This window comes from Shewanella sp. MTB7 (assembly GCF_027571385.1).
In the GTDB taxonomy this organism is placed as follows: Bacteria; Pseudomonadota; Gammaproteobacteria; order Enterobacterales; family Shewanellaceae; genus Shewanella.
The window spans coordinates 4233292-4255497 of record NZ_CP085636.1; the positions used below are offsets into that span (position 1 = coordinate 4233292).

Annotated in this window: 11 protein-coding genes; 6 read left to right on the forward strand and 5 right to left on the reverse strand. The window is 45.9% G+C overall.

Going from position 1 to position 22206, the window contains the following annotated elements; translation table 11 throughout:
• Positions 1-2 precede the first annotated feature (2 nt).
• Positions 3-1421 carry a leucine-rich repeat-containing protein kinase family protein gene (locus tag HWQ47_RS18380; RefSeq protein ID WP_269967512.1) on the reverse strand — a complete coding sequence of 473 codons (1419 nt, stop codon included), beginning with the start codon at positions 1419-1421 and terminating at the stop codon, positions 3-5.
• A gap of 189 nt (positions 1422-1610) precedes the next feature.
• Complete coding sequence (locus tag HWQ47_RS18385; protein ID WP_269967513.1) at positions 1611-1772, reverse strand: hypothetical protein; 162 nt, start codon at positions 1770-1772, stop codon at positions 1611-1613.
• 71 nt (positions 1773-1843) lie between these two features.
• Here HWQ47_RS18385 and vapB point away from each other — a divergent pair, with 71 nt between their 5' ends.
• Together vapB and vapC are read left to right on the forward strand one after the other, a co-directional pair.
• Positions 1844-2077 carry a type II toxin-antitoxin system VapB family antitoxin gene (gene vapB / locus HWQ47_RS18390; protein WP_269967514.1) on the forward strand — a complete coding sequence of 78 codons (234 nt, stop codon included), beginning with the start codon at positions 1844-1846 and terminating at the stop codon, positions 2075-2077.
• Positions 2078-2476 carry a type II toxin-antitoxin system tRNA(fMet)-specific endonuclease VapC gene (gene vapC, locus HWQ47_RS18395; RefSeq protein WP_269967515.1) on the forward strand — a complete coding sequence of 133 codons (399 nt, stop codon included), beginning with the start codon at positions 2078-2080 and terminating at the stop codon, positions 2474-2476. It abuts the gene before it with no gap.
• Positions 2477-2548: 72 nt separating this feature from the next.
• Here vapC and HWQ47_RS18400 read toward each other — a convergent pair whose 3' ends face one another.
• The 3 genes from HWQ47_RS18400 to HWQ47_RS18410 all read right to left on the reverse strand — a co-directional run bounded on the left by HWQ47_RS18400 (position 2549) and on the right by HWQ47_RS18410 (position 4407).
• Positions 2549-3487, reverse strand: coding sequence for a M14 family metallopeptidase (locus HWQ47_RS18400; protein ID WP_269967516.1), 939 nt, complete (start codon positions 3485-3487; stop codon positions 2549-2551).
• A gap of 96 nt (positions 3488-3583) precedes the next feature.
• Positions 3584-4003, reverse strand: a complete 420-nt coding sequence (locus tag HWQ47_RS18405) for a hypothetical protein (protein WP_269967517.1) — start codon at positions 4001-4003, stop codon at positions 3584-3586.
• Between the two features lie 20 nt (positions 4004-4023).
• A complete protein-coding gene (locus HWQ47_RS18410; protein WP_269967518.1) occupies positions 4024-4407 on the reverse strand; it encodes a hypothetical protein in 384 nt (127 codons plus the stop codon).
• A gap of 464 nt (positions 4408-4871) precedes the next feature.
• On the opposite strand from HWQ47_RS18410, the gene HWQ47_RS18415 reads away from it, so the two are divergent.
• From HWQ47_RS18415 to HWQ47_RS18430, 4 genes are read left to right on the forward strand one after another with little or no spacing between them, the layout of a single operon-like run.
• Positions 4872-5738 carry a transcriptional regulator gene (locus tag HWQ47_RS18415; protein WP_269967519.1) on the forward strand — a complete coding sequence of 289 codons (867 nt, stop codon included), beginning with the start codon at positions 4872-4874 and terminating at the stop codon, positions 5736-5738.
• Positions 5738-13741 carry a type I polyketide synthase gene (locus HWQ47_RS18420; RefSeq protein ID WP_269967520.1) on the forward strand — a complete coding sequence of 2668 codons (8004 nt, stop codon included), beginning with the start codon at positions 5738-5740 and terminating at the stop codon, positions 13739-13741. Before HWQ47_RS18415 ends, HWQ47_RS18420 begins: the two co-directional genes overlap by 1 nt.
• A complete protein-coding gene (locus tag HWQ47_RS18425) occupies positions 13741-16089 on the forward strand; it encodes a PfaB family protein (protein ID WP_269967521.1) in 2349 nt (782 codons plus the stop codon). The genes HWQ47_RS18420 and HWQ47_RS18425 overlap by 1 nt, the downstream gene beginning before the upstream one ends.
• Entirely contained in the window at positions 16089-22001 is a 5913-nt protein-coding gene (locus HWQ47_RS18430) for a hotdog fold thioesterase (RefSeq protein WP_269967522.1), read from the forward strand. The genes HWQ47_RS18425 and HWQ47_RS18430 overlap by 1 nt, the downstream gene beginning before the upstream one ends.
• Positions 22002-22206 lie beyond the last annotated feature (205 nt).

A 22206-nucleotide genomic window follows, 5' to 3' on the forward strand; every position in this document is an offset into this window, starting at 1 on the left:
AGCTAAACGACTAAATCAGCCAAGCCTTGTGTCTTATGATGCAAAGCTTGTAACTCTGTTGTTATCTCAGTAAAACTCGGGCGCATATGAAACTGTGCTTGCATACACACTTGGCTCAGACTCGTTAACGAATTAAACAGCTCACTATGGGTATTTTCACTCCCACTGTTTTGCTGTTTAGTTTGGGTAAGCATATCATCCAACAGGCAACCAAAAGCACGCACCTCGATACTTTCCATCGCCTCTCTCTGGATTGTTGGCAATAGCAACAAGTTCGAAGCCGCACCAAAATCACCAAACAATGCCGAGTTCTTGCTGTCAGCTTCCTGCTCTAACCCGTTATTCATCCCTTTCTCTAACATCGTATTGTGAGCGTAGAGATCGCCATGACTGACCCCATTATGATGTAGATGAACCATCACTTCAGACATCTGTTTGGCCACATTAACAATGGTGTCTAAGCTAAATTCAGTCTGTCCAGCAAAGGTATCACGGGTACAACTGGCTAAAGAGGGCGGCAATCCTAAGTTAGCAAAACTCGATGGAATAAGATCCATCACTAACCCAAGCTGTCCACCGTCATCTATCTGGGCTACCACCTTGATTAGATTTGTATGCTCCCCCGCTTGTAAACAGTTAGCCAACTCATCACTAGGATAACCATCACTGGTCACATCGCCTTTAAAAAGTTTAACAGCAATATCGAGTGGCTGACCATCAAGCCATTGAGGTTGAGCTAACCATTTAGCCTTATAGATCACCCCAGATGCGCCCTCACCTATCTGCTCTCCCAACTCAATGTCCATTAATCTCACATGGCCGATACTCTTACTTTCAGTTAGATCTGTCGGGCTATCTTTGGCAAAAAGCGGGCTACCAGCTACCGCTAACCAGGAGAGTCTGGGTAATTGGAACAACCAATCAGGCAGAGATGTGAATCGATTCGCAGACAAGCGAGCCAATTCTAAACGCTTACAGTTAGCCATGGTTTCTGGCAGTGCAGTCAAATGATTCCCTGCCAATGCCAACTTCTGCAAACGATAGAGATCGCCCATCGAGTCTGGTAAGCACTCTAGTTTATTATCCGTCAGTATGAGCCAGCGAGTATGCTTTGGCAGCGAATGCTCAGGCACCGAGGCAATTTGGTTGGCTTTAAAACCTATCATCTCAAGTTTCGGGCAGTTGGCAATTACACTAGGAAGCTGAGTAAAACGGTTATTGGACAGGAATAAAATTTTAAGCTTTTTTAAACATCCAAAATCATCCGGTAAACTATCAAGCTGATTATTAGACAGATCCAGTACCTCTAAGGTGTCAGCAAGTTCAAATACCTCAGTCGGAAACTGAGACAAGTTTTCAGCAAGTTGTAGTCGAGTTACCGCATTTAGCTGTCCGGATTGTAGTTGTTCAAGAGTCTGCAAAATCTAAGGCCCAATATGATCAATAAAAAAGAGAGAAAGGAGCGAGGCGATAAACCTCAAAAAGCGGGTATGTTAAAACATAGCTAGGGGCATTCAAAGCTTTAACGTAAAAAACGCAACACTTTAATATTTTTGACTGGGAGTACAACAAAACAAAACGATTACAGTTACTGATTTATAAAATTTAAATCACAATTTATACTGTAAATTACCAGTACGTTGCTCTTTATCGGTTCCATGATGCTTATATGCTCGAAAACTATATGCATTATCAAAGGCTCTATCCGGCATTAATACATAGATAATCCAAGCGCCCAACATCCATTTTAACCAACGAATCAATTTCTGCACACTTATCCCCCTTGCAATACACATTCAACGCTATATACTTCAAGTATAGAGCGTCTTATAGGATTCAAATCATGAGTGTAGCATCAGTTTTTATTAACAACCGAACCCAAGCGGTACGTTTACCCGTTGACAGTCGTTTTCCTGAAGATGTTAAGAAGGTCAACGTCAGAGTCGTAGGTAAGGAGCGGATACTTTCACCGATTGACAATACATGGGATAGTTTCTTCCTGCCACAAACTTCCGTGACAGACGACTTCATGGCAGAACGCGCAAGTCAAGAACAAGCCGAGAGGGAATCGTTCTAAATGCTTAAATACATGCTTGATACCAATATTTGTATTTATGTCATCAAGAAAAAACCTTTGGAAGCATTGCAAGCTTTTAACCTTCATGCAGGACAGCTATGTATAAGTTCTATCACGTTAGCTGAACTTTTACACGGAGCATCGAAAAGTGTAAAACCAGAGCATAACTTACGAATTGTAGAAGACTTCGTTTCCCGCCTTGATGTTTTGAATTACGGCGCTAAGGCAGCCTCTCATTATGGTGACATTCGAGCGAATTTAGAGCGGAAAGGCACACCTATAGGAGTAAATGATCTCCACATTAGTGGTCATGCTAGAAGTGAAGCTTTAATCATAGTAACAAACAACGAAAAAGAATTTATTCGTGTAGACGGATTACGAGTTGAAAACTGGGTTTAAAGTGTTCTGAAACCTAAAATGGAGTCACAATAATAAGCCACAGCATTCTGCGGCTTAATCTAGTAACAAGTATTAAAGCCCTCTATCCTCAATAATAAAATCTAGGCCACTGGTAATTGCTTCAACTTGAGCAAGAATGCAGTTCTCACCATCTGAGCGAGGGCTATCAGGATACACTTCAGTGGTGGTGTTGTAAGTTGCATCACTAAAGCCGGTACAAAGGCTCAGAGCTTTAGTTGCGTAGTTTATAACCCCTTTTTGTGAAAAAGGCACACCAATCAGTTTGCCATCGTCATCCGGCGGCGCAATATGGGTGATCTTTTCCACCGCATTAATGATTGCCGTTTGAAAATCATCACCTGGGTTTTCACTGTCACCAACCAGATAGAAACCATCAGGAATATTCCAGTTATCATGCACTACCGCATCTCTGGCAGATAATGCAGGCCTGAACTCTGAATTATCGGTATCTGTGGTTTCATGCAGATCGATATGAGCCATCAAGCTCTGGTGCAAATTCATCTTAAGTGAGGCGACCATGGCCATCAAACCCGCAGACTCTTCAGCAGGACTATCAGCATAAAACGAACGATTAGGATCGACGGCATTGGGGTTCCAACGGTTAATGGTTTCATATCCCCAAGGGCTAACACAAGGTGCGACGACCAGATTAAACTTATCACAATAACTTAATGCTTTAGTCTCTAAAAAGCGTAACGCCCCCTGAACACCACTGGTTTCATAACCATGCACTCCACCAGTGACGAGTATCGTTGGCTTGCTGTCATCCCAATCACGGCTCTTAACTACAAACAGGGGATATTTCTCAACGTCATAGGAGAGTGCGCCGTATTGCTCGACTTCAAAATTGGCCTTCAATGGTTCAATTTTATTCACCACTTCATCAAAATATGAGCGTTTGATGCTTTGCATAGCGCGCCAAATTGACCTTTCTTCAGGCCCCCACTGTTGACCTTGTTTACCTATGGGATAGATATCTGAATGAGCCATTTTTTACCCTTGAGTTTTCATTTTTGTTGTTTGGACATATTATGTTAGCAGGATAAACACCAAGGCAAATTAAGGCAACCGAACCTTAACTCTGTGCTATAAAACTAACCATTGTTGTTTGAGTCCAACGAAATGCAAACAGCCCAATATCAAACATATTATTGAACTCCAGATCCAAAACTCAGTGCTTCTGCCCATAGGGTTACTAATCAATAAAAAACCTGCAACGCCTCTTAACAGGTAGATAGAGGTGATAATAACCAATACCGTTTTTATAAAAGGCATCCGTCCAATAATTCCAGCGGCTGAATAAGCGTAAAGTGCCCATACGGCTAAAACAGAAGTGATCCCCAACGTGATAAATGTTGGCCTGAGACTCCCCTGCTCCGCAAGTTGCGCCATCGATTCACCTGCACCAAAAAATCGATACCAAGAGGCGCCGAAATAGATACAGCCAAGGTGTAGTAAGGCTGCAATGCCACTCAAGGTTCCACCAAGAATTAAAAAGATATTCAAAGTTCACCTACTCTAATTCACTAACCTTTTGAATGAGCTTCAGCATATAACTGAGCGCTAAATATCCGCCACCCCAGTTCAGTTTTATGCATGATGTATAAGCACCTAAACTCACTCGACATATCGGAGAAATAAACGCGCCAACCTACATCGACCTTAGCTACATTTCGGCCAAGTTGACGAATTTCAGAGATCACAAACTCTGAATATTGATGACCTTGTTCAGTGAGTCGTGTGCAGTTTTTGTCAAACTTCTCAGTTAATGCCGAACTTTGACTAAACACTAAAGCACCATCGGCATCCGATATCGCACAAGGAATAGTATATTTACCAGCAATAGCCACAGCATCTTTGTCGTCAAAGGCTTGACCGTAGGAGTGAAGCAAGGTTTTTAACTCTTCCATAAGCACCAATATTGATTAAGTCATTTCAATTGAAGAAAATAACATCAAAGAATAATCAACTTCAATAGGCAATACCAATAACAGCTTATTTTGATTTACTTCTAACGCCAACCCCAGTTACCTAAGTGTCACTTCTCAACAGATGTTGATGAATGTACTTAAACGCAAAACAATGAACACTCCCCCTGTCATAGACCTGGATATTTGACTTTAAGAACAGTCCACTCAACAAGGATAAATAAAATATAAAATCAGAAAATAAACACGCGCGTACGCTCAAACTCATCAAAAAATAAATTATTAAGTCCCAGGTGATTGTATTGCCACATAAGGTCAGGTAATCTGCTCAACCATTAGTCAAGAAATACTGATAAAATACGACATTATATGATGTTTTGTAGATTCCTCTAATCATAACATCGTAACAAGTCCCAGTAGATTATTCATGGATACCCGTTAAACTGATGGCAGAGCAAGCCCGTGAGAAGCTAAGTTCGGAACAAATAAATCCGGATAAGCGTACGCAAAGCGTAACAGAGACTAGGCACAGCAATGCCACCACCACACCAGAGATGCGTCGATTTATCCAAGGATCGGATCTTAGTGTGTCTCAACTCGCTAAAGTGCTCAACATTAGCGAAGCGACGGTGCGTAAGTGGCGTAAACGTGATTCAGTTACCGATACGTCTAACACTCCCCATCACCTCAATACGACACTGACACCTTTACAAGAGTATGTTGTCGTGGGATTGAGATATCAGTTAAAAACCCCATTAGACAAGTTACTAGTGGTCACTCAAAAGTACATTAACCCTAACGTGTCACGGTCAGGCCTAGCACGCTGCTTAAAACGTTATGGTGTTTCTCGCATTAACGGCATCGAAAGCCCCCGTGTGCCGATGCGTTATTTTAATCAGCTACCGATAACTCAAGGCAGCGATATTCAAACCTATACGCTCCATTACGAAACACTTGCAGAAACTTTGGCCTTGCCAAATACCAATAGTGACAATGTATTACAAGTTGTGTCTTTGACTATTCCACCTCAACTCACCGACGAAGAGTCTTTTTCAATTCTTCTTGGTATCGATCCTGACAGTGATTGGATCTATTTAGATATTTATAAAGATGGCAATACACAAGCCACGAACCGTTATATCGCCAATGTGTTAAAGCATGGGCCGTTTCATCTGCGTAAGTTGCTTGTTCGCAACTACCACACCTTTTTACAGCGTTTTCCTGGCGCCAAGTTTAGTCATGGCCCTGTCACAGAACACGTTGAAACTAACAACCAGACGCCTGATATTCAGGCACCCAGTGGAGACTCATAATGAGCCAAACCTCTAAACCTTCAAATGCTAAAACTGCAGAATCAAAGCAGGATATGCAAGCCGATTCACGCCTCAATAAACGCCTAAAAGATATGCCTATCGCCATTGTCGGTATGGCCAGTATCTTCGCTAATTCGCGTTATTTAAATAAGTTCTGGGATCTTATCAGTGAGAAAATTGATGCTATCACTGAACTGCCTTCAACTCACTGGCAACCAGAAGACTATTTTGATGCTAACAAGAGCACACCAGATAAGAGTTACTGTAAGCGTGGTGGCTTCCTGCCCGATGTAGATTTCAACCCAATGGAATTTGGCTTGCCGCCAAATATCCTTGAATTAACCGACACATCACAGCTGCTGTCATTGATTGTTGCGAAAGAAGTATTGGCCGACGCTAATCTGCCAGAAGGTTACGACAGAGATAAAATTGGTATCACGCTGGGTGTGGGCGGCGGACAGAAAATCAGTCATAGCTTAACCGCACGTCTTCAGTACCCTGTACTAAAGAAAGTCTTTGCTAACAGTGGCATTAGTGACGCTGACAGCGAAATGCTGATCAAGAAATTCCAAGACCAATATGTCCATTGGGAAGAGAACTCATTCCCAGGGTCTTTAGGAAACGTTATTGCTGGTCGTATCGCTAACCGATTCGATTTCGGTGGCATGAACTGTGTAGTCGATGCCGCATGTGCAGGTTCTCTTGCCGCTATGCGTATGGCACTCAGTGAGTTGGTTGAAGGCCGCTCAGAGATGATGATCACCGGTGGTGTGTGTACCGACAACTCTCCCTCTATGTACATGAGCTTCTCGAAAACGCCGGCGTTCACGACCAATGAAACCATTCAGCCCTTTGATATTGATTCTAAAGGCATGATGATTGGTGAAGGTATCGGCATGATCGCACTTAAGCGTCTTGAAGATGCTGAACGTGACGGCGACCGTATCTACTCTGTGATAAAAGGTGTCGGTTCATCATCAGACGGTAAGTTTAAGTCAATCTATGCACCGCGCCCAGAGGGTCAGGCAAAAGCGTTAAACCGCGCCTATGATGACGCCGGTTTTGCGCCACACACCTTAGGCCTTATCGAAGCCCACGGTACGGGTACAGCCGCAGGTGACGCAGCTGAATTTGCTGGTCTTTGCTCTGTGTTTAGTCAAGGTAACGATACCAAGCAGCATATTGCTTTAGGTTCAGTTAAATCACAAATTGGCCATACCAAGTCTACAGCGGGTACCGCAGGTGTGATCAAAGCGGCTTTGGCTCTGCACCATAAAGTGTTGCCAGCAACAATTAACATCAGTGAACCGAGTCCAAAACTGGATATCGAAAACTCACCTTTTTATCTCAACACCGAGACACGCCCATGGCTGCCACGCGTTGACGGCACACCACGCCGTGCGGGTGTTAGCTCATTTGGTTTTGGTGGCACTAACTTCCACTTCGTACTGGAAGAGTACTCGCCTGAGCACTCGCGTCTTGACAGCGAGCAAGCAAAATACCGTCAACGCCAAGTAGCCCAAAGCTTCCTTGTTAGCGCTGCAAATAAAGATGCACTCGTAAACGAGCTGAACACACTCGCTGCATCTACAGCCAAGGCTGAGTTCAACTTAAAAGATGCCGCTGCTAACTACGCCCTACGTGAGCTCGATACTAACGCGCCGCGTATTGGTTTAGTGGTTAACACAAGTGATGAGCTTGCAATCTCAATCAAGCAAGCTGTCGCTAAACTGACAAGTGATACTCTTGCTGATCAAGAAGGCTGGCAGCTACCTGGTGGCACTAGCTACCGTGCGAATGCTGTCGAAGGTAAAGTTGCCGCCCTGTTTGCAGGTCAAGGTTCACAGTACCTGAATATGGGCCGAGATCTTGCCTGTTACTACCCAGAGATGCGTCAGCAACTTGTGACCGCAGATAAAGTCTTTGCCGCTAATGGCAAAACACCATTGTCGCAAGTCTTATATCCAAAGCCTGTCTTTAATAAAGATGACTTAAAGGCACAAGAAGCGGTGTTAACCAACACAGCTAACGCACAAAGTGCCATTGGTGCCATCGCAATGGGTCAGTATGAGTTGTTTACCTCTGCTGGCTTTAATGCCGACATGGTGGCGGGTCACAGCTTTGGTGAACTCAGTGCGCTTTGCGCCGCTGGTGTCATATCAAGTGACGACTTCTATAAGCTCGCTTTCGCTCGTGGCGATGCCATGGCAACGAAAGCCCCTGCTTCTAAAAATAGTAAGAAAGGCGAAACTGAAGCTGACTCTCAACAAGATAGTGGCGCAATGTACGCCATCATCACAAAATCAGCTGAAGACCTTGCAACACTTGAGATCACTATCGCTAAGTTCGATGGGGTAAAAGTGGCTAACTACAATGCGCCAACTCAGTCTGTGATTGCAGGTCCTACAGCATCGACTGGCGAAGCCGCTAAAGCACTCAGTGAGCTTGGCTTCAAGGCGATCAACTTACCTGTATCGGGTGCCTTCCATACAGAACTCGTCGGTCACGCTCAAGCACCATTTGCTAAAGCAATTGATGCTGCTAAATTCACTAAGCCAACTCGCGCGCTGTATTCTAACGCCACAGGTGCGCTTTACGATAATACCGCCGCTAAGATTAAGACCTCGTTCAAGCAACATATGCTTCAATCAGTACGCTTTACCACTGAACTTGAAGCCATGTATGACGCAGGTGCCCGTATCTTTGTCGAGTTTGGTCCAAAGAACATTCTGCAAAAGCTAGTACAAGGTACCCTTGGCGACAAAGCTCTCGCTAACAAGAATGATATTTGTACTATCTCTATCAACCCAAGTCCTAAAGGTGATAGTGATCTACAACTTAAGCAAGCCGCTGTTCAACTAGCCGTTGCTGGTGTACAGCTCGACAATATCGATCCATACCAAGCCGATATTGCAGCCCCAGCTAAAGCATCACCGATGAATATCACACTCAACGCAGCTAACTATATTAGCAAGGCTACTCGCGCTAAAATGGCTAAATCCTTAGCAACGGGAACAGTGACAAGCCTTGCTCCTCAAATAGAGAGAGTAATTGAAGAGAAGATTGTTGAGGTCATCGTTGAAAAACGTGTCGAAGTTGAAAAGATTGTAGAAAAAATCGTTGAAGTAGCTGTATCTCAGCCCAATATTACAAACCAAGCAGTATCAGCTCAGTTTGATGTCAATTCAGTTAATGAGAGTGTCGTATCAGTGTCTCACAATAAACCTTTATCACCTGTTAGTGGTGATGCGCTAAGCAACTTTTTTGCCGCTCAGCAGCAAGCCGCAGAACTTCATCAGCAGTTCCTAGAGATCCCACAGCAATACGGTCAGACTTTCACAACCTTAATGACTGAACAGACTAAGCTAACTGGCAATGGTATTGCAATACCAGAAAGCTTACAGCGCTCGATGGAGCAGTTCCATCAGCTGCAAGCGCAAACATTGCAAAGCCATACTCAATTCCTAGAGATGCAGACTGGTAGTAATATTGCAGCACTTAACATGCTTAATGGCACCCCAACTCAAACTTATGCGCCTGCAATACACAGTACGCCAACCGTTTCAGCTATCGTGCCTACGGCTTCAATCGCTGCACCTGTCGCAGCGCCAGCACAATCGGCACCGGTAGCTGTAACGCCTCAAGTTCAAGCTCCACAAGTTAGCCATCAAGCTGCGCCAGTACAGACTAACGTTGAGCCAATACAGGTTCAAGCAGTACCTGCAACGGTTACAAGCACCGCTAATTCTTTACCTTTACAAGCCGCTGAAGGCTCGCTCTCTACTACTAAGGTTCAAGCTACCATGCTTGAAGTGGTTGCCGAAAAGACCGGTTACCCAACAGAAATGCTTGAGCTTGAGATGGACATGGAAGCCGATCTCGGCATCGATTCTATTAAAAGAGTCGAGATATTAGGCACCGTTCAAGATGAGCTTCCAGGTTTGCCAGAGCTTAGCCCTGAAGATTTAGCTGAATGTCGCACACTGGGTGAAATCGTGGCGTACATGAATTCGAAACTACCATCAGTAGATGCTCAAGCAACAGCAACAAACGTCACTGACTCTTTACCTTTAAAAGCCGCTGAAGGCTCTACTAATACAAGTGCCGCTGAAGGCTCACTTTCTGCAGCACAAGTTCAAGCGACCATGATGTCAGTGGTGGCCGACAAAACCGGTTACCCGACTGAGATGTTAGAACTTGAGATGGACATGGAAGCCGACTTAGGCATCGATTCTATTAAAAGAGTCGAAATATTAGGTACTGTTCAAGATGAACTTCCAGGTTTGCCTGAGCTTAGTCCTGAAGACTTAGCTGAGTGTCGCACACTGGGTGAAATCGTTGCCTACATGAACTCTAAGCTCCCGGCTGAAGGCTCTGCTTCTATTTCAAGTGCAGCCGCGGCGCCTACTGTTAGTGGCCTCTCTGCAGAGACAGCCTTGAGCGCGCAAGAAGTGCAGGCAACTATGATGTCAGTGGTGGCCGATAAGACCGGTTACCCAACTGAGATGCTCGAACTGAGCATGGACATGGAAGCCGACCTTGGTATCGACTCTATCAAACGAGTTGAGATTTTAGGAACGGTTCAAGATGAGCTTCCAAGCCTGCCTGAACTGAATCCTGAAGATTTGGCTGAGTGTCGTACACTGGGTGAAATCGTTAGCTATATGAACAGCAAGTTGCCTGCGACAAGCACAAGCGCCGCGACGCCTGCTGTTAGTGGCCTTGGTGCAGAGACAGCCTTGAGCACGCAAACAGCCCTGAGCGCGCAAAAAGTCCAAAGCACTATGATGTCAGTGGTGGCCGATAAGACCGGTTACCCAACTGAGATGCTCGAACTGAGCATGGACATGGAAGCCGACCTTGGTATCGACTCTATCAAGCGTGTTGAAATTCTCGGGACTGTTCAAGATGAGCTGCCTGGACTGCCTGAGCTCAACCCTGAAGATTTAGCTGAGTGTAGAACGCTTGGTGAAATCGTCACTTATATGAATTCGAAACTACCATCAGTAGATTCTCAAGCAACAGCAACAAGCGCTGCGGCTTCTTTACCTTCACAAGCCGCTGAGGGCTCTACTAATACAAGTACCGCTGATGGCTCTCTCTCTGCAGAGAAAGTTCAGTCGACTATGATGTCAGTGGTTGCCGACAAAACTGGTTATCCGACTGAGATGCTCGAATTGAGCATGGACATGGAAGCAGACCTTGGTATCGACTCTATCAAACGTGTTGAGATCTTGGGTACCGTCCAAGATGAACTGCCAGGACTGCCTGAGCTAAATCCTGAAGATCTGGCCGAATGCCGTACTTTAGGTGAAATCGTCAGCTACATGAACAGCAAACTCTCTACAAGTGACGCTGAAGGCTCACTATCTGCAGTAGGTGCTTCTGTATCAGGTGCAGTAAAGTCTGTAGCTGAGTCAATTTCTAGCAATATTGAACTACCTCCTCACAGCGAGGTAGCGCTAAAAAAGCTTAATGCGGCGGACAAATTACACAACTGTTTCGCCGCAGACACCAATATTGTGATCACAGATGACGGTCATAACGCTGGTGTTTTAGCTGAGAAACTATCTAAGCAAGGTCTTAACGTTGCCGTTGTTCGTCTTGCTGAAGGTTATGCGCAATCACCACTTAATAGTGATGTCGCAAGCTTTCAGGCAAAAAGCAGCGATGAAGCTGGTATCAAAGCCGTTATCAGCCAAATAGAGCAGCAACTGGGTCAAATCGGTGGATTTATTCACCTGCAGCCAGAAGCAGCTCTAGATAGCCAAGGCGATGCGATTAATCTTAGTGATGACAGCTTTACTCATGTTAGCCAAGCTTTCCTTTGGGCTAAGCTGCTGCAGCCTAAGCTGGCTCTTGAAAGCAGTGGGCGTCGTTGTTTCATCACGGTAAGTCGTATCGATGGTGGCTTTGGTTACTTAGACACTAAGCAACTACAAAACGCTGAGCTAAACCAAGCTGCATTAGCTGGCTTAACCAAGACACTGAGCCATGAATGGCCAACGGTCTTCTGTCGTGCTCTGGATATCGCTACAAGCTTAGATGCTACTCATCTTGCAGATGCCGTAACCGCTGAGTTATTTGATAGCGTCACTAACTTGCCTGAAGTGGGCTTATCGGTCGATGCTAACGATGATCTTGTACGTACGACCTTAGTTGCTGGTGAAGCGACTAATAAGCATGCGACAGCAAAACTAAACAGTGCAGATACTATTCTGGTGACCGGTGGCGCTAAAGGCGTCACGTTCGAATGTGCCCTCGCCCTTGCTAGTCGTACTCAATCTCACTTTATCTTAGCGGGTCGAAGTGAACTACTTGCCGTCCCTACATGGGCTGAAAACAAGTTAGTTAGCGAGCTTAAATCTGCTGCAATTGCTCACATTATCGCGACAGGCCAAAAGCCGACACCTAAACAGGTCGATGCGCTTGTCTGGCCGGTTCAAAGCAGCATTGAGATAAATACAGCTCTTGAAGCTTTTGCCAATGTAGGTGCAAGTGCTGAGTATGTCAGCATGGACGTTACCGATACTTCCGCTATCAACAAGGCGCTTGCAGGTAAAAACGAGCAGATCACCGGCCTTATCCATGGCGCCGGCGTATTGGCCGACAAGCATATTCAAGATAAGACCCTTAGCGAACTTGCGCGTGTTTACGGCACTAAGGTTAATGGCCTTAAAGCGGTACTGGCAGCACTTGACGCTAGCAAGATTAAACTGCTGGCAATGTTCTCTTCTGCTGCAGGTTTCTACGGTAATACAGGACAGAGCGATTACGCCATGTCTAACGACATCCTTAACAAGGCTGCACTGCAGTTCACTGCTCGTAACCCGCAAGCTAAAGTGATGAGCTTTAACTGGGGCCCTTGGGACGGTGGCATGGTAAATCCTGCCCTGAAGAAGATGTTTACCGACCGTGGCGTGTACGTTATTCCGCTAAAAGCAGGCGCAGAGCTATTTGCCACGCAACTACTTAGCAAAACTGGCGTGCAACTGCTGATTGGTACCTCTATGCAAGGTGGTGACTCTCAAGGCAAAAACGCTGAAGGCTCTGATACAAAAGACGCTACAGGCTCTACTGTAAAAAAGCTTAATGCGGGCGAGGTGCAACTTGCATCGCGCCCGCTAGCACCTGTCTCATTAACAGCTCTTTCTTTGACGCCACTGAAGTTAACAAGAGCCTTAAACCCCAATGCCATGGTCTTTATTCAAGACCACCGCATTGGCGGTAACCCAGTGCTGCCCACAGTATGTGCGATTCAGTGGATGCGTGAAGCGGCGAGCGAAATGCTCGGCTCTCGCGTTAAAGTGCTCGATTACAAGTTACTCAAAGGTATCGTGTTTGACACCAATGACCTGCAAGAGATGACTCTTGAATTGACACCGAATAATGAACGTCAAATTGAAGCGTTAATCAGCTGCCAAGGTCGCCCGCAATATAAGGCAAGGTTAGTCGCCTCAACGGATATTCCACCAGCTAAATTGATTAATTTAGCTGGTGAGAAACCTGTTGTCTCAGCAAGTGAGCTTTATAGCAACGGAACCTTGTTTCATGGGCCACGTTTGCAGGGCATCAAGCAAGTGTTCAACTTTGATGACTCGGGACTGTTAGCCAGTTGTCAGTTGCCACACGTTAGCTATGCTGATTGTGGACCGTTTGTGGCTCAGTTGCACCTTGGTGGCTCTCAGCCGTTTGCTGAAGATCTCTTGCTGCAAGCCATGTTGGTATGGGCAAGACTCAAGTACGGGGCTGCGAGTCTTCCTTCGACGATTGGTGAGTTTATCTCAAATAAACCAATGGCCTTTGGTGACAAAGGGTTCCTCGAACTTGAGGTAATAAAAACGACCAGTCGATCGTTGCTGGCTAATATTGCGCTTTACCATGAAGATGGCGAACTCAGCGCTATGATGAAAGAGGCGAAAGTCACTATCAGCAAGAGTTTGAATGATGCCTTCTTATCTGAGTCCACAGCGGTGCTAAGTAAAGAAAGTGAGGCTAAATAGTGAATCAAACGCTTAATGCTTCACAGCAACAAGCGCCTCAAAAAGTTGCGATGCCACTGCGCATCGCACTTTTAGTATTGCCGTCGACGGAGCTGAGTTTCAATGGCTTATCGACGCATCCACTTGAGGTGCTACAGCCTGAACTTTATCGTTCCGGCTTACTCTCTTCGATATCAGGCTCAGAGGCTTCAGGAACTGCTGTTTCCAATCTAATCAAAAAGATCAAGGTTGATGATTTCGGCGACACCAGTTTTGAGAAACAACTGCACGCCACTGTCGACGCCATAGAAAATGGCCAAGTCGTACAACTTTCAACCGAGCAGCATTCACTGTTGATGATGCCAGCGTTAAAAGCGGCACAATTGCGCATTCACCCTCATGCACTCCTTTGCGCCATGCACAAAAGCGAATCTGGTATTGAGCAAACCTTAGCTGATGCGCTCAATCAAGCTAAGCGTGACTTGGCGACAGTAAGCAAGCTCGTTACCCAGAATAATCTCACCAGTGAGCAACAGTTTGCTGCGGTTTATCAGCTAATCACAGAGCTTGCGTCTCGTACTACTGTACGTGATGAGATAAATGCGGGAGTTGAACTTGGCCCTAAGCAAGCAAAAAGCCACTACTGGTTCACCCCATATCATCAAGCAAGAGTGGCAGCGATTAACTTCAGTACATCTCTTGACAATGTGTCCAGCAACCAAAGCTGTACCAGTTATATTCTGGCTCAAGGTACTGGTTTTATTGCGCCAAAATCGATAGTAAATCATCAACGTTTGCAGTTTGTATTATCCGGAAATAGCCAACATGAACTATTAGCAGCACTCGATAGCCTTAGCACTGAACTCACATCAAACAATCACGATGTGCTCACTGTGATGAGAAATAATTTGGTCGCGTTTGAAAAAAACAGCACCGTTTATGCCATCACATTGCAAGCAAGTTCAGTCACTGCACTGTTGCAGGAGTTAGACGTAATGACTGGCATATTACCTAAGGTGTTCAACGAAAAAAGCCAGTTCAAGACGCCAGCAGGCAGTTACTTTACCGCTGAGCCTTTAGGCAGTAAGGAATCTAGCGGCCTAGCCTTCGTCTACCCAGGCGTAGGGACTGTCTATGGCGATATGTTTAGCGAGCTACATCGATACTTTCCGTCACTCTATTCACGACTTGAGCGAGAAGGTGACTTAAAGTCCATGCTGCAGGCTGATGCCATCTACAACTTAGATGCAAAGGTCCCACTAGCCATGCCATTAGGGGATCTTGCCATTGCCGGTGTTGGCAGCAGTTATCTGCTGACTCAACTATTAGTGGATGAGTTCAAGATCACGCCCAACTTTGCCTTAGGTTATTCAATGGGTGAAGCGTCAATGTGGGCAAGTCTAGGAGTATGGAGTAACCCCCAGACCTTAATTGAAAAAACCCAGCATGATCCTCTTTTCACCCGTGCGATTTCAGGCCCGCTCACCGCAGTGCGCAGTGCATGGCAACTGAATCAAAATGACGCCGATATTGTGTGGAACAGCTTTGTGGTCAGATCTCCAGCTGAGCCGATTGAAGCACTTCTGCCTGAATTCCCCCATGCTTACCTCGCTATTATCCAAGGGGATACGTGTGTTATCGCGGGATGCGAAACTCAGTGTCGTGCGCTACTCACCCAGTTAGGCAAGCGAGGCATTGCGGCTAATCGCGTCACGGCGATGCACACCACTCCAGCAATGGAAGAGCACAGCAATGTGGTTGAGTTTTACACTCAGCCACTGCAGGAGTCATTGCCAACTGATATTAAATTCATCAGTGCTGCCAACTTAACTGATGTCGATAGCCATCAAGCCGTTAATGAGTCAGGTTTTCTTGATAGCCAGCTTATAGCCAAATCCATCGCCGATACTTTCTGCAACACCTTAGACTTTACCTCGCTTATCCATAGCGCCCAAAAGCAAGGTGCCAAGCTATTTGTTGAGCTGGGCGCTGACAGACAAAACTGCACCCTTATCGACAAAATAGCTAAGCAAGGTAGAAGCACGCATACTGGTGCATCTGAAAGTCACTTAGCTTCTAAGAAAGCTGAGCAGTCTCAAGCAAGAGCGACAGGCAAGTCTTTACCTCTAAAAGACGCCGCCGGCGCTTGTTGCACTGTACCGGTTAATGCCAAAGGCGGTGAAGACATCACTACCCTGCTCAAGGCATTAGGACAACTTATCAGTCATCGAGTCCCACTCAGTGTTCAACCACTCATCGATGGATTAAATCGTGAAATTGCATTGCAGCAATTACATGACGCCAACCCGAAAGTAGTGCCTAACACTGGAACACACTCGTCGAAACCATTACTACAAGGGGAAGTCTAATGACTTTCGCAGACAAGTCTTTAACACGTTCAGCGGTTAAAGATCATAAGCAAAGCAAAATCGCCATAGTCGGTTTAGCCACGCTTTATCCTGATGCAAAAAGCCCACAAGAGTTTTGGCAGAATTTGCTCGACAAACGCGATTCTCGCAGCACCTTAACCAATGAGAAATTGGGCGCCAACAGTGCCGATTACCAAGGTGTTCAAGGCCAGTCAGATCGTTTTTATTGCAATAAAGGGGGCTACATTGAGGATTTCAGTTTCGATGCATCAGGCTATAAATTATCACCAGAAAGCTTAACTGGACTCGATAACAGCTTCCTTTGGGCACTAGACACCAGCCGCAAAGCCTTAGAAGATGCTGGTATCGCCCTTAACAATGATGACCTGTTGCAACGCACAGGTGTGATCATGGGAGCACTCTCTTTCCCAACAGCTCGTTCAAACGACCTGTTTTTGCCTATCTATCACAGCGCGGTAGAAAAAGCGCTGCAGGATAAATTAGCCAGCAGCAATTTCAAGTTAAACCCAACCAATGCTCACACAGTAAGAGCAAACCAAGATAACACTCTAGACAGTGCCAATGGCTCAATTGCCCATAACACCTCCAAAGTAGTTGCTGATGCACTCGGTCTAGGTTGTATTCAACTGAGCCTCGATGCCGCCTGCGCCAGTTCGGTTTACTCCCTCAAGCTTGCCTGTGATTACTTAAACACAGGCAAAGCCGATGTAATGTTAGCTGGGGCAGTTTCAGGTGCAGACCCTTTCTTTATCAACATGGGATTCTCCATCTTCCACGCTTATCCAGATCACGGCGTATCAGTGCCATTTGATGCTGACAGTAAAGGTCTATTCGCCGGTGAAGGCGCAGGGGTTTTAGTGTTAAAGCGTTTAGATGACGCCGAGCGTGATGGTGATAAAATCTATGCGGTTGTCAGTGGCGTTGGCCTTTCTAACGACGGTAAAGGTCAGTTTGTGCTTAGCCCGAATCCGAAAGGACAGGTAAAAGCCTTCGAGCGAGCCTACGCTGCTAGCGATATCGAGCCTAAAGATATTGAAGTGATTGAATGTCACGCAACGGGAACGCCGCTGGGTGACAAGATAGAGCTCACTTCAATGGAAACCTTCTTTGCAGATAAACTCGCGGGAAGCAAAGCGCCGTTAATTGGCTCAGCCAAATCAAACCTTGGTCATCTGCTTACCGCTGCTGGCATGCCGGGGATCATGAAAATGATCTTTGCCATGAAACAGCAAGCGTTGCCGCCAAGTATCAACATTAGCGATGCCATCTCTTCACCTAATGGCTTGTTTAATTCAACGACCCTGCCTAATCAAGTTCAGCGCTGGCCAGCAAAAGAGGGCAATACCCTTCGTCACGCCGGCGTGTCAGTATTTGGCTTTGGCGGCTGCAATGCACACTTGTTACTTGAATCCTACTCTAGCCAACAAGACTCTGGCGTTAATGATCAAGCTCTGGTCGCTAGCCAGCAAACCGCGACTCGCTCACCGGATACTCAAGCTCTGAAAGTCATCGGTCTTGGTGCTCATTTTGGTCCACTAAGCAGCATTAATCAGCTTGATAAGGCCATTGAAAATAACAGCAACGGTTTTATTTCACTGCCCAAGAAACGTTGGAAAGGGTTAGAGAAACATGCAGAACTACTTGCTGAATTTGGCTTAAGTGATACACCTAAAGGCGCTTATGTAGACAGTTTCGAGCTAGACTTCTTACGCTTTAAGCTGCCGCCTAACGAAGACGACCGTTTAATTTCACAACAGCTTATGTTGATGAAAGTCACCGATGAAGCCATTCGTGATGCTAAGTTAAAGCCCGGTCAGAAAGTCGCAGTATTAGTGGCCATGGAAACTGAGCTCGAACTGCATCAATTCCGCGGCCGAGTAAATTTACATACTCAACTTCAGGAAAGTCTGACTGCGATGGGCGTAAGCTTAAGCAGCAATGAATATCAAGCCCTTGAAGCTATCACCATGGACAGTGTCCTCGATGCGGCTAAGTTGAACCAGTACACTAGCTTTATCGGCAACATCATGGCGTCACGCATCGCCTCCTTATGGGACTTTGATGGCCCAGCATTCACCATTTCAGCCGCTGAACAATCAGTGAGCCGCTGTATTGATGTCGCCCAGAATCTGATGTCACAAGAGCATTTAGACGCAGTCGTGATTGCCGCAGTGGATCTATCCGGTAGTTTCGAGCAAGTGATACTGAAAAACAGTATTGCGCCTGTTGAAATGAATCCAAGTTCTTCTATAAAGAGTGATACTTGGAATGTCGGTGAAGGTGCTGGCGCGATTGTATTAATCAAAGATGAAAGTACCACTGCTAGCCCTTATGGACAAATCGATGCTATCGCCTTTGGCCATGCTGGGCGCGTGTCATCGGTCACCGATAAGTTGTTCACTCAAACGGGCACTGACTCAAACGATATCAGTGTGGTTGAAACAAATGTTGCTCCCGGTAGTCTAGTGGGAGCTGAAGCGTTCCTGTCGAATGCCACTTTTACTAACGCAACGACCACCAGCGCAGACAGCCGTATTGGTCACTGCTTTGCTGCGACAGGGATGGCAAGTTTGCTTCATGGCCTACTGACTCTCTCACACAATGTGAATAATAGTGTGAATAGCAAGAAAGCCTTAGTAACCAATATCAGTGAGAACCAAGTTTCACAGCTATTGCTTAGCCAAACATGGTCTGAGCGGCAAGCACTGACAACTCGATTAAGCGCTGAGCTTAAATCCGATGCAAAACACCAACTATTAAGACTCGTGACCTTAGGCGGGCGTGATATCTATCAACATATCGTCGACGCACCATTAGCCAGTTTAGCTTCAATTCAAAGCAAACTGGCTCAAGGCTCGATTTCATCGGTGGTTAAGCAACAAAAGCTGTTCGTCACACGATCAATGCAAACAGCTATCGAAACAAGAGTGCAAAAAGTGCCACAACAAGTCACTGAACATGTTCAAGTTGCATCAACACCAGTGAGCCCGACTCCAGTATTAGGTAATCCAATGACCTCTCAAACTAAAACAACACCGCAAGCGTCAACGAAACCAAACACAACAATTGATGTTTCAGCTGGTGATTTAAGCGCGTTTCAACAGAATCAGCAGTTGACTCAGCAAGCTCATCAAGCCTTCTTAAAGAGCCGTTCTGCGAGCATGAAAGTCGCAGACGCGCTCTTGAGACAGCAACTAACTCAAGAGATAGCCCAAGCCACAGGCCAAGCGGTTGCTCCTCAAGCGATACAATCTGCAGCGCCATTAGCACAGCAGCCAACAGCAGCTCTTAAAGAGTTAACACCAGATCACTCTAATGTGGCGCCCTACATTGCACTAACGCCTATGCTAAAACCTTGTATCTGGAACTATGCCGATTTAGTCGAATATGCTGAAGGCGATATCGCCAAGGTTTTTGGTCCAGATTACGCCATCATCGACAGCTATTCGCGCCGCGTACGTCTCCCGACCACAGATTACCTGTTGGTATCGCGTGTCACTAAACTCAACGCGACCATGAACGAGTATAAGCCTTGCTCGATGACCACAGAGTACGACATTCCCGTTGACGCACCTTATTTGGTTGATGGTCAAATCCCATGGGCGGTCGCAGTTGAGTCAGGCCAATGTGATTTAATGTTGATCAGTTACCTCGGTATCGACTTTGAAAACAAGGGGGAGCGTGTCTATCGTCTACTTGACTGCACCCTCACCTTCCTTGCCGATCTGCCACGCGGTGGCGACACTCTTAGGTATGACATTAAGATCAATAACTACGCCCGTAATGGCGAAACTTTATTATTCTTCTTCTCTTACGAGTGTTTTGTTGGCGACAAGATGGTGCTTAAGATGGACGGCGGTTGTGCTGGTTTCTTCACCGATGAAGAGCTTGCTGACGGTAAAGGCGTCATTCGCACTGAAGATGAAATTAAAGCGCGTAGCTTAGTGGTTAAACAAACCTTTAACCCACTACTTGATTGCCCTAAATCAAGCTTCAACTATGGCGACATTCATAAACTATTAACCGCTGATATCCAAGGCTGTTTTGGTCCAAGTCACACAGGCGCAGCTCAACCATCACTTTGTTTCGCATCAGAGAAGTTCCTGATGATTGAGCAAGTCAGCAAGGTTGATCGCAATGGCGGTACTTGGGGTCTAGGTCTAATCGAAGGCCATAAGCAGCTTGAAGCTAATCACTGGTACTTCCCTTGTCACTTCCAAGGTGATCAAGTGATGGCAGGCTCTCTTATGGCTGAGGGGTGTGGTCAGTTACTTCAGTTCTATATGTTGCACCTTGGTATGCACACTCAAACTAACAATGGCCGTTTCCAGCCATTAGAAAATGCTTCACAGCAGGTTCGTTGTCGCGGACAAGTTCTGCCTCAATCTGGCCTACTGACTTACCGCATGGAAGTGACTGAAATTGGTTTCAGCCCACGTCCTTATGCTAAAGCAAATATCGATATCCTGCTTAACGGTAAGCCTGTGGTCGATTTCCAAAACTTAGGTGTGATGATCAAAGAGGAAGATGAGTGTACTCGTTACCCGACTCTTTCTGAATCGAAAATGCCAGTGGCGTCTCTTAGTAAAGAATCAACGAGCTCAACGCAATCCCCTAAGGCATACCTGCCAGCATCAGCTAATGCGCCTTTGATGGCACAAATACCCGATTTGACCAAAGCCCCCAACAAAGGCGTGATCCCAATTTCACACGTTGAAGCGCCTATCACACCGGATTACCCGAACCGTGTGCCAGATACCGTGCCGTTTACGCCCTATCACATGTTTGAGTTTGCTACTGGGAATATCGAGAACTGTTTCGGCCCTGAATTCGCAATCTACCGCGGCATGATCCCACCACGTACCCCTTGTGGCGATCTACAAGTGACGACCCGTGTGATCGAAGTTAACGGTAATCGCGGTGAGTTCAAGAAGCCATCATCGTGTATCGCGGAATATGAAGTGCCTGTTGATGCTTGGTATTTTGATAAGAATAACCACCAAGCGACCATGCCTTACTCCATTTTGATGGAGATCTCATTGCAGCCAAATGGTTTCATCTCTGGCTACATGGGCACCACCCTTGGTTTCCCGGGGCTTGAACTGTTCTTCCGTAACTTAGATGGTAACGGCAAGATGCTACGCAATGTTGATCTGCGCGGTAAAACAATACGCAATGATTCTCGTCTACTGTCAACGGTAATGGCAGGGACTAACATCATTCAAAGCTTCAGCTTCGAGCTAAGCACTGATGGTATCCCCTTCTACGAAGGTAAAGCAGTATTTGGTTACTTCAAAGGTGATGCGCTTAAAGATCAGCTTGGTCTCGATAACGGTAAAGTCACTCAGCCTTGGCATGTATCAAAAGGCATTACTGCTGATACTAAGGTGAATCTACTCGATAAGAGCAGTCGTCACTTTAACGCACCAGTAAATCAACCACATTACCGTTTAGCGGGTGGTCAACTTAACTTTATCGACAGCGTTGAGATCGTCGATAATGGCGGCACTGAGGGACTCGGTTACTTATACGCCGAGCGAACCATTGACCCAAGTGATTGGTTCTTCCAGTTCCATTTCCATCAAGATCCAGTAATGCCAGGCTCCTTAGGTGTTGAAGCCATTATCGAAACCATGCAGACTTACGCCATAAGTAAAGATTTGGGCGCAGGATTTAAAAATCCAAAATTTGGCCAGATATTATCTGATATAAAATGGAAGTACCGTGGCCAAATAAACCCACTGAACAAGCAGATGTCGATGGATGTGAGCATTACCTCCATTAAAGATGTCGATGGCAAGAAAGTGATCACTGGTAACGCAAGTCTAAGTAAAGATGGCCTGCGTATATACCAAGTGTTTGATATTGCCATCTGTATCGAAGAAGCCTAAAAGCTGCGCTTTTAGGCTTAAATTAAAAATAACAAAGAGTTAGAGACTTAAAATCTCTAGTTTAAATATCCCCTAAACCATAGGCGTTACAGTGAAGCGGTCAAGTTTGGAGTGACCTGAGTGTATGCTTTATACATGATGGTAACGACAAACGCCGACAATAAAACTGTAGCGTCTAGGGTGACGGGGAAACAAATTTAAGGGT

Excerpts from the sequence above, each read along its gene's own strand:
- vapB (WP_269967514.1), top strand. The coding sequence starts at position 1,844 with ATGAGTGTAGCATCAGTTTTTATTAACAACCGAACCCAAGCGGTACGT.
- vapC (WP_269967515.1), top strand. The coding sequence starts at position 2,078 with ATGCTTAAATACATGCTTGATACCAATATTTGTATTTATGTCATCAAG.
- HWQ47_RS18400 (WP_269967516.1), bottom strand. The coding sequence starts at position 3,487 with ATGGCTCATTCAGATATCTATCCCATAGGTAAACAAGGTCAACAGTGG.
- HWQ47_RS18410 (WP_269967518.1), bottom strand. The coding sequence starts at position 4,407 with ATGGAAGAGTTAAAAACCTTGCTTCACTCCTACGGTCAAGCCTTTGAC.
- HWQ47_RS18415 (WP_269967519.1), top strand. The coding sequence starts at position 4,872 with ATGGCAGAGCAAGCCCGTGAGAAGCTAAGTTCGGAACAAATAAATCCG.
- HWQ47_RS18420 (WP_269967520.1), top strand. The coding sequence starts at position 5,738 with ATGAGCCAAACCTCTAAACCTTCAAATGCTAAAACTGCAGAATCAAAG.
- HWQ47_RS18430 (WP_269967522.1), top strand. The coding sequence starts at position 16,089 with ATGACTTTCGCAGACAAGTCTTTAACACGTTCAGCGGTTAAAGATCAT.